The 14,734-nt window shown below is 74.4% G+C and carries 16 protein-coding genes, 1 tRNA gene and 1 riboswitch; of the genes, 12 read left to right on the top strand and 5 right to left on the bottom strand.

Translation table 11 applies throughout. The features are described 5' to 3' along the window. Together selB and selA are read right to left on the bottom strand one after the other, a co-directional pair. Window positions 1–1,168: selenocysteine-specific translation elongation factor (selB, locus tag E4P43_RS14630; RefSeq protein ID WP_245159142.1), on the bottom strand; the 1,168-nt coding region annotated here is incomplete at its 3' end. Then, window positions 1,159–2,475 (bottom strand): L-seryl-tRNA(Sec) selenium transferase, encoded by a 1,317-nt coding sequence (gene selA, locus E4P43_RS14625; RefSeq protein ID WP_135146193.1) that lies wholly within the window; start codon window positions 2,473–2,475, stop codon window positions 1,159–1,161. The genes selB and selA, both read right to left, overlap by 10 nt. 100 nt (window positions 2,476–2,575) lie before the next feature. Here selA and E4P43_RS14620 point away from each other — a divergent pair, with 100 nt between their 5' ends. The 3 genes from E4P43_RS14620 to E4P43_RS14610 are packed head-to-tail and all read left to right on the top strand — an operon-like array spanning window position 2,576 to window position 5,294. Further along, entirely contained in the window at window positions 2,576–3,172 is a 597-nt protein-coding gene (locus tag E4P43_RS14620; RefSeq protein ID WP_135146192.1) for a TetR/AcrR family transcriptional regulator, read from the top strand. Window positions 3,173–3,186: 14 nt separating this feature from the next. Beyond that, entirely contained in the window at window positions 3,187–4,104 is a 918-nt protein-coding gene (locus E4P43_RS14615; protein ID WP_209313894.1) for a sterol desaturase family protein, read from the top strand. A gap of 5 nt (window positions 4,105–4,109) precedes the next feature. After that, window positions 4,110–5,294: a prolyl oligopeptidase family serine peptidase gene (locus tag E4P43_RS14610; protein WP_167759194.1), complete on the top strand. Its 1,185-nt coding sequence runs from the start codon at window positions 4,110–4,112 to the stop codon at window positions 5,292–5,294. A 17-nt stretch (window positions 5,295–5,311) separates the two neighbouring features. Here E4P43_RS14610 and E4P43_RS19990 read toward each other — a convergent pair. Next, window positions 5,312–5,407: transfer RNA gene (locus E4P43_RS19990), tRNA-OTHER, on the bottom strand. Window positions 5,408–5,460: 53 nt separating this feature from the next. On the opposite strand from E4P43_RS19990, the gene E4P43_RS14605 reads away from it, so the two are divergent. From E4P43_RS14605 to E4P43_RS14580, 6 genes are all read left to right on the top strand, one after another. Continuing rightward, complete coding sequence (locus tag E4P43_RS14605; protein WP_167759193.1) at window positions 5,461–6,045, top strand: WYL domain-containing protein; 585 nt, start codon at window positions 5,461–5,463, stop codon at window positions 6,043–6,045. A 21-nt stretch (window positions 6,046–6,066) separates the two neighbouring features. Continuing rightward, window positions 6,067–7,074, top strand: coding sequence for a selenide, water dikinase SelD (selD, locus tag E4P43_RS14600; RefSeq protein WP_209313893.1), 1,008 nt, complete (start codon window positions 6,067–6,069; stop codon window positions 7,072–7,074). 202 nt (window positions 7,075–7,276) lie between these two features. Continuing rightward, window positions 7,277–8,164 carry a sugar ABC transporter permease gene (locus tag E4P43_RS14595; protein ID WP_135146189.1) on the top strand — a complete coding sequence of 296 codons (888 nt, stop codon included), beginning with the start codon at window positions 7,277–7,279 and terminating at the stop codon, window positions 8,162–8,164. After that, window positions 8,161–9,009, top strand: a complete 849-nt coding sequence (locus E4P43_RS14590; RefSeq protein WP_135146188.1) for a carbohydrate ABC transporter permease — start codon at window positions 8,161–8,163, stop codon at window positions 9,007–9,009. The genes E4P43_RS14595 and E4P43_RS14590 overlap by 4 nt, the downstream gene beginning before the upstream one ends. Window positions 9,010–9,069: 60 nt before the next feature. Further along, window positions 9,070–10,377, top strand: a complete 1,308-nt coding sequence (locus E4P43_RS14585; RefSeq protein ID WP_135146187.1) for an ABC transporter substrate-binding protein — start codon at window positions 9,070–9,072, stop codon at window positions 10,375–10,377. A gap of 31 nt (window positions 10,378–10,408) precedes the next feature. Beyond that, the gene (locus E4P43_RS14580; protein ID WP_135146186.1) at window positions 10,409–11,506 is read left to right on the top strand and encodes an ATP-binding cassette domain-containing protein; all 1,098 of its coding nucleotides are present in this window, start codon (window positions 10,409–10,411) and stop codon (window positions 11,504–11,506) included. A 15-nt stretch (window positions 11,507–11,521) separates the two neighbouring features. On the opposite strand, the gene E4P43_RS14575 is transcribed toward E4P43_RS14580, so the two are convergent. Beyond that, a complete protein-coding gene (locus E4P43_RS14575) occupies window positions 11,522–12,430 on the bottom strand; it encodes a DMT family transporter (RefSeq protein ID WP_135146185.1) in 909 nt (302 codons plus the stop codon). A gap of 54 nt (window positions 12,431–12,484) precedes the next feature. On the opposite strand from E4P43_RS14575, the gene E4P43_RS14570 reads away from it, so the two are divergent. Both E4P43_RS14570 and E4P43_RS14565 read left to right on the top strand, forming a co-directional pair. After that, on the top strand, window positions 12,485–13,042 hold the full coding sequence (locus E4P43_RS14570; RefSeq protein ID WP_209313892.1) for a TetR/AcrR family transcriptional regulator: 558 nt from the start codon (window positions 12,485–12,487) through the stop codon (window positions 13,040–13,042). 10 nt (window positions 13,043–13,052) lie between these two features. After that, window positions 13,053–14,018: a zinc-binding dehydrogenase gene (locus E4P43_RS14565; protein ID WP_135146184.1), complete on the top strand. Its 966-nt coding sequence runs from the start codon at window positions 13,053–13,055 to the stop codon at window positions 14,016–14,018. An 18-nt stretch (window positions 14,019–14,036) separates the two neighbouring features. Here the strand turns inward: E4P43_RS14565 and E4P43_RS14560 are convergent, their stop codons facing one another. Beyond that, window positions 14,037–14,351, bottom strand: a complete 315-nt coding sequence (locus E4P43_RS14560; RefSeq protein WP_135146183.1) for an SMR family transporter — start codon at window positions 14,349–14,351, stop codon at window positions 14,037–14,039. An 11-nt stretch (window positions 14,352–14,362) separates the two neighbouring features. Further along, a riboswitch (guanidine-III (ykkC-III) riboswitch) is annotated at window positions 14,363–14,428 on the bottom strand. 71 nt (window positions 14,429–14,499) lie between these two features. On the opposite strand from E4P43_RS14560, the gene E4P43_RS14555 reads away from it, so the two are divergent. Then, window positions 14,500–14,733, top strand: coding sequence for a helix-turn-helix domain-containing protein (locus E4P43_RS14555; protein ID WP_135146182.1), 234 nt, complete (start codon window positions 14,500–14,502; stop codon window positions 14,731–14,733). Window position 14,734: the final 1 nt, after the last annotated feature.

Here is a 14,734-nt window from a genome sequence, read left to right as displayed (position 1 = left end):
GTCCGGCTCCGTGGCGGCCCGGCGCTTCCTGCGCCTCCGCTGGGCGCGCATCGCCCCGCCGTTCCTCATCGCGTGCGGCCTGTTCATCTGCCTGCAGGCCTTCTTCGGCGCCCCGCACCCGCTGCCGGGCGGCGCCACGGCGGCGCAGCTCCGGCGGGTCGACGTCGCGGACGTCGGCACCGAGCACGCGGCGCGCGCCGGGGTCGCGCAGCAGCAGCCGGTCGCCGACCCGGAGCGGCAGCGGCCGGGTGAGGCGCAGCCGCACGGCGGCACCGTCGAGCGGGCGGAGGCGGGCGCCCACGGTGGCCGACCCGACGTGCACCACCGGCTCGGCGGGCAGCTGGCCGTCCGGCTCGGCGTCGAGGGTCAGGTCGACGACGTCGGTGGCCCGGAAGGCGCCCGGGGTGAGCAGCGCGTCGCCGCGGGAGATGTCGTCGACCGAGACGCCCCGCAGGTTCAGCGCCACCCGGGCGGTCGCCGCGGCGCGCTCGACCGGCTCGCCCAGGGAGTGGACGCCCCGGACGGCGACCTCCCGGTCCCCGAGCAGGAACCGGTCCCCGGCGGTGACCGAGCCGGCGGCGAGGGTGCCGGTGACGACGGTGCCGGCGCCGGTGATCGTGAAGGCGCGGTCGATCCACAGCCGGACCGGCGCGGCGGCGTCCGGCGCGGGCAGCCCGGCCAGGAGGGCCTCCAGGGCAGTGGTCAGCTGCGGCAATCCCGCGCCGGTCACCGAGCTCACCGCGATGCCGTGGACGTCGCCCATCGAGGTGGCGGCGAGGCGCTCGCGCACGTCGGCGAGCACGGGTGCGGCGTCGGCCAGGTCGGACTTGGTGACGGCGAGCAGCGCGTGCCGCACCCCGAGGGCGTCGAGGACGGCGACGTGCTCGGCGGTCTGGGCCGACCAGCCGTCGTCCGCCGCCACCACGACCAGTGCCGCGGGCACCGAGCCGACGCCCGCGAGCATGTTGCCGACGAACCGCTCGTGCCCCGGGACGTCGACCACGGCGAGCCGGCGGCCCGAGGGGAGCGTGGTCCAGGCGAAGCCGAGGTCGATGGTCAGCCCGCGGCGGCGCTCCTCGGCCCAGCGGTCGGGCTCCATGCCGGTGAGCGCGCGGACCAGCGCGGACTTGCCGTGGTCGACGTGCCCCGCCGTGGCGATCACGTCCACGCGCGGGCCACCTCCAGCACGGCGTCGGCGAGGGCGTCGTCGGCGGCCGGCGGCACGCTGCGCAGGTTGAGCAGGGTGCGGCCGTCCTCGAGGTAGCCCACGACGGGCCGGGCGCCCAGCCGCAGCGGCTCGGCGAAGGCCGGGGGCAGCGAGACCGCCGCACCGGGGAGCGGGTGCTCGGGCGCCCCGCCCCCGCCGACCCGGGAGTCGGCGTCGACCGCGACGGCGTCCACACCGGCGCCGGCCAGCCGGGCGGCCAGCGCGCCGGCGCGGGCGCGCAGCCCCTCGGCGGAGGCGGCGAGCATCTCCTGCACCGGCGGCAGCGGGCCGCGCAGCGTGGCCTCGAGCGCGGCCAGCGTCGTCTTGTCCACGCGCAGCGCCCGGTACAGCGGGTGCCGGCGCAGCCGCTGCACGAGCTCGGCGCGGCCGAGGACCAGGCCGGCCTGCGGCCCGCCGAGGAGCTTGTCCCCGCTGGCCAGCACCAGGTCCGCGCCGGCGGCGAGCGTGGTCTGCAGGTCCGGCTCGTCGGGCAGCACCGGGTGGGGCCGCAGCAGACCGGAGCCGACGTCGGCCACGAGCGGGACGCCCGTCCCCTCCAGGGCCGCGGCCAGCTCGCCCACGTCGACGGCCCGGGTGAACCCGCGGACGACGAAGTTCGACGGGTGCACCTTGAGCACGGCGCCGGTCTGCGGCCCGAGCGCGCCGCGGTAGTCGGCGAGGGTCACCCGGTTGGTGGTCCCGACCTCGCGCAGCCGGGCGCCGGTGCTCTCCAGCAGCTCGGGGATGCGGAAGCCGTCGCCGATCTCCACCAGCTCGCCGCGGGCCAGCACCAGCTCCCGCCCCTGGCCGAAGGCGGTGGCCACCAGGGCGAGGGCGGCGGCGCAGTTGTTGACCACGATCGCGGCCTCGGCGGCGGGCACCGCGTCCAGGAGCGCCGCGACCGCCGCCTCCCCGCGCGGCCCGCGCCGTCCGGTGCGGAGGTCCAGCTCCACGTCGGTGGTCCCGGTGGCGGCCGCGACCGCCTCGGCCGCGGCGGCCGACAGCGGCGCCCGGCCGAGGTTGGTGTGCACGACGACGCCGGTGGCGTTGAGCACCGGCCGCAGGCTGGAGGCGGTGGCCGGGAGCTCGGCGAGGACGGCGTCGACGGCGCCCTCGGCGCTCACCTCACCGGCGCGCACCCGCTGCTGCACCCGCTGCACGGCGCTCTTCACCAGGCCACGGCCGAGCCGCTCCCCGGCGCCGGCCAGGCGCGGGTCGGCCAGCAGCGTGTCGGTGCGCGGCACCTGCCGGCGCGGGTCGGCGCTCATCGCCCGGGAGCGTAGGCCCCTGCGGCCACCCGCACCGGACGCGGTTGACATACCGAGTGCTCGCTCTCTAAGTTCGCCGCACCGATGTGACGGAGGCAACATGGCGACCCAGGACCAGCGACGCACGGCCACCCGTGCCGCGCTCGTCGAGGCCGCGCTGGGGTGCCTCGTCGACCGGGGCGTCGCCGGCACCACCACGGCCGCGATCACCGCCCGCGCGGGCCTCTCCTCCGGGGCGCTGTTCAACCATTTCCCCAGCAAGGCGGCCCTGCTCGGCGCCGTCGCCGAGCAGACCTTCGACGTCGCCGTCGCCGAGTACGTCGCGCGCTTCACCGCCGTCTCGGCGGTGAGCGGCGACCCGCTGGGCGACGCCGTCCGCGTGTTCTGGCAGATCCACGACGAGCCCCGCCTGGCCGCCGTCCTGGAGCTGTTCGTGTCGGCGCGGACCGACCGGGAGCTGGCCGCGCACCTCGCGGTCGTCAACGCCCCGCACACCGTGCGCGTCCTCGCCGTCGCCCGGCAGCTGCTGCCGCAGTACGCCGACCACCCCGCCCTGGAAGCGGTGTTCGACCTCGCCGCCAGCGCCGTCTTCGGTGTCGCCCTCGGCGTCGCCGGGGAGGCCGACCGCAAGAGCCGCGTCGAGACCCTCGTGACCGTCGTCCGGGCCCAGCTCGGCCCCCCCTCCCCCACCCCCTGAAGGAGCACCGCACCGTGGAGCAGTTCCTGCGCGGCTCGCTGGCCGACATGGCCGAGGTCGACCTGATCCTGTGGGCGATCCCGGTCTTCTTCCTGCTGATGCTCCTGGAGGGCATCGTCCTCACGCGGGAGGCCAAGGAGGACGCCATCGACCGCGCCGGGGAGGAGGCGGCCAGGAAGGGCTACGCCCTCAAGGACACGATGACCAGCCTGACCATGGGCCTGGGCAGCCAGGTCGTCCTCGCCGTCACGACGCTGCTCGGCCTGGGCGGCTACCTGTTCCTCTGGAACATCACCCCGTTCGACCTGGGCTCGGGCTGGGTGGCGTGGACGGTGGCCATCCTCGGCAAGGACTTCGTCTACTACTGGTTCCACCGCGCATCGCACGAGATGCGGTTCCTGTGGGCGGCGCACGTCGTGCACCACTCCAGCGAGCACTACAACCTGTCGACGGCGCTGCGCCAGGCGTGGACCCCGCTGACCGCCTGGCCCTTCGGCGCGGTGCTCATCCTGGTCGGCGTGAACCCGGCGCTGTTCGTGATGGCCAGCTCGATCAACCTGCTCTACCAGTTCTGGATCCACACCGAGTCGATCGGCAAGCTGTGGCGGCCGTTCGAGTACGTGTTCAACACCCCGAGCCACCACCGCGTGCACCACGGGATGAACCCGCAGTACCTGGACAAGAACTACGGCGGCATCCTCATCGTCTTCGACCGGTGGTTCGGCACCTTCGAGCCCGAGGTCGAGAAGGTCCGCTACGGCATCACCAAGCCGCTGGAGAGCTACAACCCGTTTTGGGTCTTCGCCCACGAGTACGTCGCGATCGTCCGTGACATGCGGTCCGACCGGCGGTGGGCCCACCGGCTCGCCCGGCTGTGGCGCGGTCCGGGCTGGTCGCCCGCGCCTGCCGAGGCGTCGGCCACCGCCCCGTGACGCCGGTGGCGGCGGCCGAGCGGCCCGCGACCGCGGGCCCGGCCCGCCGCCGGCGGTGGCCCCTGCGGGTGGGCATCGCCCTGGTGGTCCTCCTGGCCGCCGCGCCGCTGGTCCTCGGCTGGGTGTTCGCCGGGGTCGTGCTGGCCCCGGAGGGGCAGGCCGAGCGGCCGCTGGAGGGGACGGTGCTCGCGGCCGGCGACGGCGCGGTCGTCCTCCCCGACGAGCCGGACGCCCGGCTGGCGGTCGTCGGCCTGCAGACCGGCGACGGCTACTGGCAGCTGGCCGGGGCCGTGCGCGAGGTGGACTGCCCCGACGGCTCGGGCACGTGCGTGCGGCGGCAGGCCGCTCCGCTCACCGACCGGGTATCCCCCGCGGCGGGACCCGCCCGGCTGGACGCGGCCGCGTGGCCGGACGACCCCGCGGTCCTCGGCGGCACGGCGACGACCGTCGGGGCGGACCTGCCCGCCTGGTCCTTCCCCGCACGCGGACCGGCGAGCGGCACCTGGGTGGTCTACGCCCACGGCCGGTCGGCCGCCCTCGCCGAGTCGCTACGCTTCGTCGACCTGCTCACCTCCGCCGGGCACCCGGTGCTGGTGACCAGCCACCGCGGCGACGGCATCGCGCCCGACCCGGCCGACGGCGTCGGGGGCTTCGGCACCCGCGAGTGGCCCGACCTCGACGCCGCCGTCGGGGCCGCGCTCGACCGGGGGGCGGAGGACGTCGTCCTCTGGGGCACCTCGCAGGGGGCGGCGCTCGCCGCCGGGGTGCTGGAGCGCGGCGAGCACGCCGACGCGGTGCGCGCCGTCGTCTACGACTCCCCGCTGCTGAGCCTCGAGCGGACGCTGGAGCAGCAGGCGGCCAACCGCGGCATCCCGACCGCGCTGCTGCGCTCGACGTCCGTCGACGCCGCGCTCGTGTGGGCCGGGCTGCGCGGGGACCTCGACGCCGGTGCCGCCGAGCACGCCGAGCGGGCGGCCGCCTGGTCCCACCCGACGCTGGTGCTCCACGGCGCCGACGACGACCAGGTGCCGGCGTCGGTCAGCCGGCGGGTCGCGGCCCTCGCCGACCCGGACCTGGTGCGGGTGGAGGTCCTGCCCGGTGTCGGGCACGTGCGCGGCTGGAACACCGACCCGGACGGGTACGCCGCGACGGTGACGGCGTTCCTGGCGCAGGCCCTCGGCCGGGGCTGAGCCCGGGCGGGGGAAGGTGGCGGAGGCGGACGGGAATCGAACCCGCCTGGCCGAGATGCTCGACCACGTCGGCTTTAGAGGCCGCGGGGGCCACCAGACACCCTGACGCCTCCACCGGGCAGCGTACGTGCCGGAAATGTCAGAGGGCCCTGCCAGCCTCTCCCCCGTGACCCGCACCGAGCACCGCACCCCCGCGCCGCTGCCCCCGGTCGACCTCACCCCGGAGGAGGCGGCCGCGGTCGTCGGCGCGCTGGCGGCCCGGCCCGACGGCCCGTTCGCCGAGGCCGGGCAGTCCGCGCTGGAGAAGGTGCTCACCGCCCTGGAGCCCGACGCGGGCCGGCGGGCGCAGATGCTGGCGAGCAGCCGCTGGGTGGCCGCCGACGCGGCGCGGGCCGCCGAGGTCCGGCGCCAGGTCGACCGCGGGCTCGCCGAGCGGCGGGTCCTGGTGGTCGACTACTGCGACGGGCAGAACCGCTGGTCCCAGCGCGCCGTCGAGCCGCAGCTGCTGGTCCGCGACGGCGCCGCCGAGTTCCTGGTGGCCTGGTGCCGCGAGCGCGATGCGCTGCGCTGGTTCCGGGCCGACCGGATCAGCGAGGTGCGGCTCACCGACGAGGCCGCTCCCCGGCGCGAGCTGCCCGGGCTCGGCACGCCGCCGTCGTCGAACCACCCGGCCGGGCGGCGCCTCCCCCGCACCCCGCCGGCGGCACCGGCGGCCCCCCGGCTCCGACTGCTCCCCGGCGGCCTGGCCTGAGCGCGGCCTAGATTCGGTGCCGTGACCACCGCACCCGCCCGCATCCGGCTCACCCAGTACGCCCACGGCGGCGGCTGCGCCTGCAAGATCCCGCCCGGGGAGCTGGAGGCCGTCGTCGCCGGTCTCACCGCCCAGGGGCCGGTCGACCCGGCCGCCGAGCTCGTGGTCGGGCTCGACGACGGCGACGACGCAGCGGTCGTGCGCATCGCCGGTGGCCAGGGCCTGGTGCTCACGACCGACTTCTTCACCCCGGTCGTGGACGACGCCCACACCTTCGGCCGGATCGCGGCGGCCAACGCGCTGTCCGACGTCTACGCCATGGGCGGCACCCCGGTCGTCGCGGTCAACCTGCTGGGCTGGCCGCGCGACGTGCTGCCCGCCGAGCTCGCCGCGGAGGTGCTGCGCGGCGGCCTCGAGGTCGCGCAGGAGGCCGGCTGCCACGTCGGCGGCGGGCACTCCATCGACGACCCCGAGCCCAAGTACGGGATGGCGGTCACCGGGGTGGTCGACGTCGACCGGCTCATCACCAACTCCGGCGCCGTGGCCGGCACGCCGCTCAGCCTGACCAAGCCGCTCGGCGTCGGCGTGCTCAACAGCCGCATGAAGGCCACCGGGGAGGTGTCGGAGGAGGCGGTCGCCTCCATGACCGCGCTCAACCGCGACGCCGGCCGGGCCGCGGTCGCCGCCGGGATCCGCGCCGGCACCGACGTCACCGGCTTCGGCCTCCTCGGCCACCTCTACAAGATGGCGCGCGCCAGCGGGGTCACCGCCGTGGTCGACGCCGCCGCCGTCCCGTACCTGGCAGGTGCCCGGGAGGCGCTGGCCGACGGCTTCGTCTCCGGCGGGACCCGCCGCAACCTCGACTGGGTGCGGCCGCACGCCGACCTGTCCGCCGTCTCCGAGGACGAGGCGCTGCTGCTGGCCGACGCCCAGACCTCCGGCGGCCTGCTGCTGGGCGGCGAGGTGCCCGGCGCCCCCGTGATCGGCGAGTTCGTACCGCGCCGGGAGCACGTCCTCGTCGTGCGCTGAGCCGCTCGGCCCCGAAGGGGTGCTGTGAGCGCCGGCGGCCCGCCGGAAACAGGGGCGCTCAGACGTTCACGGTCTGGTGACCGACCGGTCGCCTGAGCACCAGCACCCGTTCACGCACGCACGACAGCGTGCCCCCGTGGCCACTGACCTGGTTGCCGGGGCGCCCGCGGGGAGCGCCCCGGCCGTTCCTCCCCGGCCATCCGTGCGTCGTCCGGCGCCGCGCCGGCGCGGCACGCTGCTCGCCGTCGCCTTCCTGCTGCCGAACCTCGTCCTGCTCGGTGTCTTCACCTACCGGCCGCTGCTGGACAACATCCGGCTGTCGTTCACCGACTGGAACATCTCCTCGCCGACGGCGACCTACATCGGCTTCGCCAACTACGTCGAGTGGTTCACCAGCTCCGCCAGCCACGCCGTGCTGTGGAACACCGCCGTCTTCACCGCCGCCGCGGTCATCGGCTCCATGGCGCTCGGGCTGGCGCTGGCGCTGCTGCTGGACCGCCCGCTGTTCGGCCGCAACGCCGTGCGCTCGCTGGTGTTCGCGCCGTTCGTCGTGGCCGGGGCCGCCGTCGGCGTCGCGTTCCAGTTCGTCTTCGACCCGACGTTCGGCCTGGTCCAGGACCTGCTGGCCCGGGTCGGGGTGGCCGCTCCGGCCTTCTACCAGGACCCCGAGTGGGCCCTGTTCATGGTCACCGCCACCTACGTCTGGAAGAACCTCGGCTACACCTTCGTCATCTACCTCGCGGCCCTGCAGGGCCGCCGGGCCGAGCTGGACGAGGCGGCCGAGATCGACGCCGCCTCGGCGTGGACGAAGTTCCGCAGGGTCACCTGGCCCCAGCTGCGGCCGGCGACGTTCTTCCTGCTGATCACGGTGCTGCTCAACAGCTTCCAGGTGTTCGACATCATCGACACGATGACCCGGGGCGGCCCCCTGGGGAACGGCACGACGACGATGGTCTACCAGGTCTACCAGGAGACCTTCGTCAACCAGCGCGCCGGCTTCGGCGCCACCGTGGCCACGGTCATGTTCCTGATCCTGCTGGTCGTCACGCTGCTCCAGGTCCGCGTGATGGAGCGGGGGCAGGAGCGATGAGCGCCCCCACCCCGGCCGGTGGCACCGGCCTGCGCGGACGTGTGGGCGGCTACGCCGGCCTCCTGCTGGTCGTCCTGCTCGTCGCCATCCCGCTGTACTGGATCCTGATCTCCTCGCTCAAGGAGCGGCCGGACATCTACACCGTCCCGGTCAGCTGGTTCCCGGACCCGGTCACCGGCGCGAACTACTCCACCGTGGGCACCGGCGTCGCGTTCACCGACTACCTGCGCAACTCGGTGGTCATCACCGCGACGCTGACGGTGGTCCAGGTGGCCCTCGGCGTGCTCTCCGCCTTCGCCCTGGCGTTCCTCCGCTTCCCCGGCCGCACCGCGGTGCTGCTGTTCGTCATCGGCAGCCTGATGGTCCCGAACCAGATCACCGTCATCAGCAACTACGCGCTGGTCGCGCAGCTGGGCTGGCGCAACACCTTCGCCGGCATCATCGTGCCGCTGGCCGGTGTCGCCTTCGGGACCTTCCTGATGCGCAACCACTTCCTCTCGCTGCCCCGCGAGATCATCGAGGCCGCGGAGATGGACGCCGCCGGGCCGCTGCGGATGCTCTGGCGGGTCGTGCTGCCGATGTCGTGGCCCACGCTCATCGCCTTCACGCTCATCACGATCGTCAACGAGTGGAACCAGTACCTCTGGCCACTCCTCATCGCCGACGACGCCTCCGTCGCGCCGTTGCCGGTCGGCCTGGCCCAGCTCCAGGACACCCAGGGCCTGACGAACTGGGGCCCGGTGCTCGCCGGGACCGTGCTGACCATGCTGCCGATCCTCGTGATCTTCCTGGCGCTCCAGCGCCACATGATCAAGGGCTTGACGGCCGGCGCCGTCAAGGGCTGACCGAACTCCCGGGCGCCAGCCCGGTGACACCCACGCGCCACCCACGAAGGAGCCTGACCCATGACCGCATCGGGACGTCGTCCCCTGCTCCGCCTCACCGGCGCGGCGGCGACGATCGCCGCTCTCGCCCTCTCCGGCTGTGCCGGGACCGGCTCGTCCGAGGACTCGGACGCCGGTGGCAGCGGCCCCGTCGAGACGTTGACCTTCTGGTCCAACCACCCGGGTGAGTCCAAGCCGGTGGAGACCGAGCTGCTGGAGGCCTTCGAGGCCGAGAGCGGCATCGAGGTCAACCTGGTCACCGCCGGCAAGAACTACGAGGAGGTGGCGCAGAAGTTCAACGCCGCGCTCTCCGGCGGGGAGCTGCCCGACGTGGTGGTGGCCTCCGACGTCACCTGGTTCAACTTCGCGCTGAACGACGCCATCACCCCCATGGACGACCTGTGGTCGGCCACGGACGTCGACAGCGAGGGCTACGTGGACTCGCTGCGCGAGGACTACGAGTTCGAGGGCGAGCACTTCGCCCTGCCCTACGCCCGCTCGACGCCGCTCTTCTACTACAACAAGGCCATGTGGGCCGCCGCCGGCCTTCCCGACCGCGGCCCGGAGACGTGGGAGGAGTGGGCCGAGTGGGCGCCGAAGCTCGCCGCCACCAACGGCGGCGTGGCGCCCATGGTGCTGCCCGACGGGAGCAACTACCTCGACTGGTACTTCCAGGGCATGGTCTGGACCTTCGGGGGCTCGTACTCCGACGAGTGGGACATGACCTTCACCTCGGACGAGACGATCGAGGCCGGGACGTTCCTGCAGGACCAGTACCGCCAGCAGCACATCGCCGTCTCCAATGACGCCAACAACCAGTTCGGCGCCGGGCAGGCCGCCGCGCTGCTGCAGTCGACCGGGTCGCTCAAGGGCCTGACCGGCGCGGCCGACTTCGAGATCGGCACCGCCTTCCTCCCCGGCCCGACCCCCGGCTGCCCCACCGGTGGCGCCGGCCTGGCGATCCCGGAGCGCATCTCCGACGAGCGCAAGGAGGCGGCCATGGAGCTCATCTCCTTCCTGACCAACACCGAGAACACCGTGAAGTTCAGCCAGGCCACGGGCTACATGCCGGTGCAGAAGGACGCGGTGGACCACCCGGACATGAAGCCCTTCCTCGAGCAGAACCCGAACTTCCGCACCGCGCTGGAGCAGCTCGAGGTCACCTCGTCGCAGGACTACGCCCGGGTGCTCCTGCCGGGTGGCGGCGCCCGCATCGGCGCCGGCCTGGACCGGATCACGATCGGCGGCGAGGACGTGAAGACGGTCTTCGGCCAGCTCGACGAGGAGAGCACGCAGGTCTACGAGCGCGACATCGAGCCGAAGCTGTGACGCCGGCGCCGAGGGAGGAGGGCCCCCGACCGTGGCGGCGGTGACCTTCGAGGCGGCGACCCGCAGCTTCCCGCAGAGCGACCGCCCGGCGGTGGACTCCCTGGACCTGGAGATCGGCGACGGCGAGTTCGTGGTCGTCGTCGGGCCCTCCGGCTGCGGGAAGTCCACCAGCCTGCGGATGCTCGCCGGGCTGGAGCCGGTGAGCTCCGGCCGGGTGCTCATCGACGGCGTCGACGTCACCGGGCGCCGCGCGCGGGACCGGGACGTGGCGATGGTGTTCCAGAGCTACGCGCTGTACCCCAGCATGACGGCCGGCGAGAACATGGCCTTCGCGCTGAGGAACCTGGGGGTCGGCGCGGCGGAGATCAGGGCGCGGGTGGCCGAGGCGGCCCGCATCCTGCAGCTGGAGGACCTCCTGGACCGCAAGCCGGCCAGGATGTCCGGCGGCCAGCGGCAGCGGGTGGCGATGGGGCGGGCGATCGTGCGCGACCCCAAGGTCTTCTGCATGGACGAGCCGCTGTCCAACCTCGACGCCAAGCTGCGGGTGTCCACCCGGGCGGAGATCGCGGCCCTGCAGAAGCGGCTGGGCACGACCACCGTCTACGTCACCCACGACCAGACCGAGGCCATGACGATGGGAGACCGCGTCGTCGTGCTGCGGGACGGCCGGGTGCAGCAGATCGGCACGCCGACCGAGCTGTACGAGCGGCCGGTCAACACCTTCGTCGCCGGGTTCATCGGGTCGCCCTCGATCAACCTGGTCGACGGGGTGCCCGTCCGCGAGGGGCGGGCGGTGGTGGCCGGCTCCCTGCAGGTGCCGGTGCCGCCCTCCGGGGCCGGGCTGGGCTCGGTGACCGTGGGCCTCCGGCCGGAGGGTGTGGACGTCGGCGACGGCCCCACCGGTGACGGCAGGCTCGTGGCGCGGGTGCTCCGCGTCGAGCGGACCGGGGCGGAGATCTTCGCCCTGGTGCAGCCGGTCGGCCTGTCGGACGGGGTCAAGTACCGCGGCGACCACCTGGTCGTCCGGCTGGACAAGCGCCTCGCCGTCGAGGAGGGCGCGGAGCTGTCGCTGCGCGTCCACGTCGACGAGGCGCTGCTGTTCGACGGCGACGGGGACGCCTTGCGCTGACACCGGCGGCGCGGGTCACCGGGCGTGCCCGGTGACCCGCGCACGTCCGGCTCGCGCCCCGGCCCCGCGGCGCAGCGCCAGGGCCATGCCGACCGCGCAGACGAGCACGCCCGGCAGCGCGGTCGGGCCGGGCAGCTGCCCGAACATCGCCCACGCCCACAGCGCCGTCGCGGGCGGCGTCAGGTACAGCAGCGTGCTGGCGGTGGTGGCACCGGACCGCCGGACGACGACGAGGTAGCTGCCGTAGCCGCCGACGGTGGACAGCAGCACGAGCCACACCATCGCCGTCCAGAAGGTGGTGTCGGGCGGAGGGGCCAGCTCGCCCCGGGTGCCCGCCACCGCGCCGAAGACCAGCGCGGCCACGCCGGACTGCAGCGCCAGCGAGACCACGAGCGACTCCGACGGCGCCCACCTCCGCTCCAGCACCGTGCCGGCGGACAGGCCGAGCAGGGCCACGACCGGGAGCAGGAAGGCCACGGCCGCCGCGCCGCCCGCGCCGAGGTCGCCGGCGACCACGAGGGCCACCCCTGCCGCGCCGAGAGCCAGCCCGGCCCGCTGCCGCCGGTCGGTCCGCTCGCCCAGCAGCGGGCCGGCGAGCGAGGCCACGAGCAGCGGCTGGAGCGCCGCGACGAGGGCGGAGGTCCCCGCGGACACGCCCGCGCCGGCAGCCGCGAAGACCCCGCCGAGGTAGACGGCCTGGACGAGGAGCCCGAGGCAGGCCTGCCGCACGAGCGACCGGCGCGCCACGCGCTCGCCGCGGGCCAGCGCCCAGCCCCCGAGGAGCACCGCGGCGAGCGCGGTCCGCCAGGCCAGCACGGTGCTGACCGGCGCGTCCTCCGTGGCCAGCTCGGCCCCCACGAAGCCGGAGGACCAGCACACGACCAGGACGGCTGCGGCCACGGCATCGGTCCTGCGCTCGGTCATCCACCGGAGGTAACCACACCGGTCGGTATACTCGCAGTGCACCCGAGGAGGACCGTGACCGAGCAGACCCTCACCCCCGCGGCCGAGCGCCTGCTCGCCGCGGCGTCGGCGCTGTTCTACGCGCACGGCATCCGGGCGGTCGGCGTGGACGCGATCGCCGAGGCCGCGGGCACGACGAAGAAGACCCTCTACGACCGGTTCGGCTCCAAGGACGCCCTGGTCACCCTCTACCTCGAGCGCCGGGCGAGGCGCTGGCAGGAGTTCCTCGAGGAGGAGGTCGCCCGCCACGAGGCCGGCCGCGACCGGCTGCTGGCCGTCTTCGACGCCCTCCACCGGTGGCAGGACGGCCAGACCAGGGGCTGCGCGTTCGTGAACGCCTACGCGGAGGTCGGTGGCACCTCGCACCCGGCCCTGGCCGTCATCCGCGCCGAGAGGGACTGGATGCGCAGGCGCTTCACCGAGCTGGCCACCGAGGCCGGCGCCGAGCGGCCGCGCGAGGTGGGCGCGACGGTCCACCTGCTCTACGAGGGCGCGCTCGTGGCGTCCACCGTCGGGAGCGACCCGGGGGCGCTGCGGACGGCACGTGAGGCAGCCGCGAGCCTCGTCGGTTAGGTTCGCGATCATGCTGGCTGCCTTCGTCTCCACCCCCGCCCCGAAGGACCCGCTCTCCGTGCTGGAGGTCGGCGAGCGCCCCGAACCGGAGGCGCCCGAGGGCTGGACGACGATCCAGGTGAAGGCGGTCTCGCTCAACCACCACGACCTGTTCAGCCTGCAGGGCATCGGCCTGCCGGCCGAGCGGATGCCGATGATCCTCGGCACCGACGCCGCCGGCATCGACGAGGACGGCAACGAGGTCGTCGTCCACGGCGTCATCTCCACCCCCGACTGGATGGGTGACGAGACGCTGGACCCGAAGCGGTCGCTGCTCTCGGAGGTGCACCAGGGCTCGATGGCGGAGAAGGTCGCCGTGCCGCGCCGCAACCTGCTCCCCAAGCCCTCGGAGCTGTCGTTCGCCGAGGCCGCCTGCCTGCCGACCGCCTGGCTCACCGCCTACCGGATGCTCTTCGTGAAGTCCGGCCTGCGCCCCGGGCAGACGGTGCTCGTGCAGGGTGCCAGCGGCGGCGTCGCCACCGCGCTGATCGTGCTGGGCCGCGCGGCCGGCTACCGGATCTGGGTCACCGGCCGCAGCGAGGAGAAGCGCGCCGCCGCGCTCGCGCTCGGTGCCGAGCAGGCCTTCGAGTCCGGTGCCCGGCTGCCGGAGCGGGTCGACGGCGTCATGGAGACCGTGGGCGAGGCGACCTGGAGCCACAGCATCAAGTCGCTCAAGCCCGGCGGCGTGCTCGTCACCTCCGGCGCCACCACCGGCTTCAACCCCGGCGCCGAGCTCAACCGGGTCTTCTTCACCCAGCTCTCGGTGGTCGGCTCCACGATGGGCACCAAGGCCGAGCTGGAGGCGCTCATCCAGATGTGCGCCGTCACCGGGATCCGCCCGACGATCGACGTCGAGCTGCCGCTGGCCCAGGCCCGCGAGGGCTTCGCCCGCATGCTCGAGGGCCGCACCAACGGGAAGATCGTCTTCACCCTCTGAGGCCGCCGCGCAGCTGCGTCAGTGCAGGACCTTCAGGCCGACGACGCAGCCGACGATCCCCGCGAGCAGCAGCAGCTTCACCACCGACACCGACTCGGCGCCGGTGAGCATGGCGTAGACGACGGTGAGCACCGCGCCGATGCCCACCCAGACGGCGTACGAGGTGCCCAGCGGCAGCTCGCGCATCGCGTAGGCCAGCCCGCCCATGCTCCCGACGAGGGCGACCGCGAAGACCACCGACGGCCACAGCCGGCTGAAGCCCTCGGAGCGGTCCAGGGCCGTGGCCCAGACCGCCTCCAGGACACCCGAGACCACCAGCACCAGCCACGACATGACGAACCCCTCTGGCGCCGTCTTGTCGCACACCGGGTACGGCACCGCTCGTCCGGGAGCCGTGGTGGCGGCTCCCCCCGACCGTAGCCCGGACCGCTCTGTCAAAGCCAGTTGACAACGTCGGGCGACGCAACCTAGGTTGACAGCCATGGCCGACACAGCAGAGGTGGCCACCGCCGCCGGCAGCAAGGACCCGTCCGTGGGCCTCAGGGCGGTCCGGTCGCTGCGGGTCCTCGTCGAGCGCCTGGAGGTCCTCCAGGTGCAGAACGCCCGCGACCAGGGCTGGACGTGGGAGCAGATCGCGCAGCTCCTCGGCGTCACCCGGCAGGCGGTGCACAAGAAGTACGCCGGCGGACGAGGTCCGCTCCGACGGAAGGACTGAC

The organism is Blastococcus sp. TF02A-35 (genome assembly GCF_004571075.1).
Classification (GTDB): domain Bacteria; phylum Actinomycetota; class Actinomycetes; order Mycobacteriales; family Geodermatophilaceae; genus Blastococcus.
This window is presented reverse-complemented; position numbering and strand designations above follow the sequence as displayed.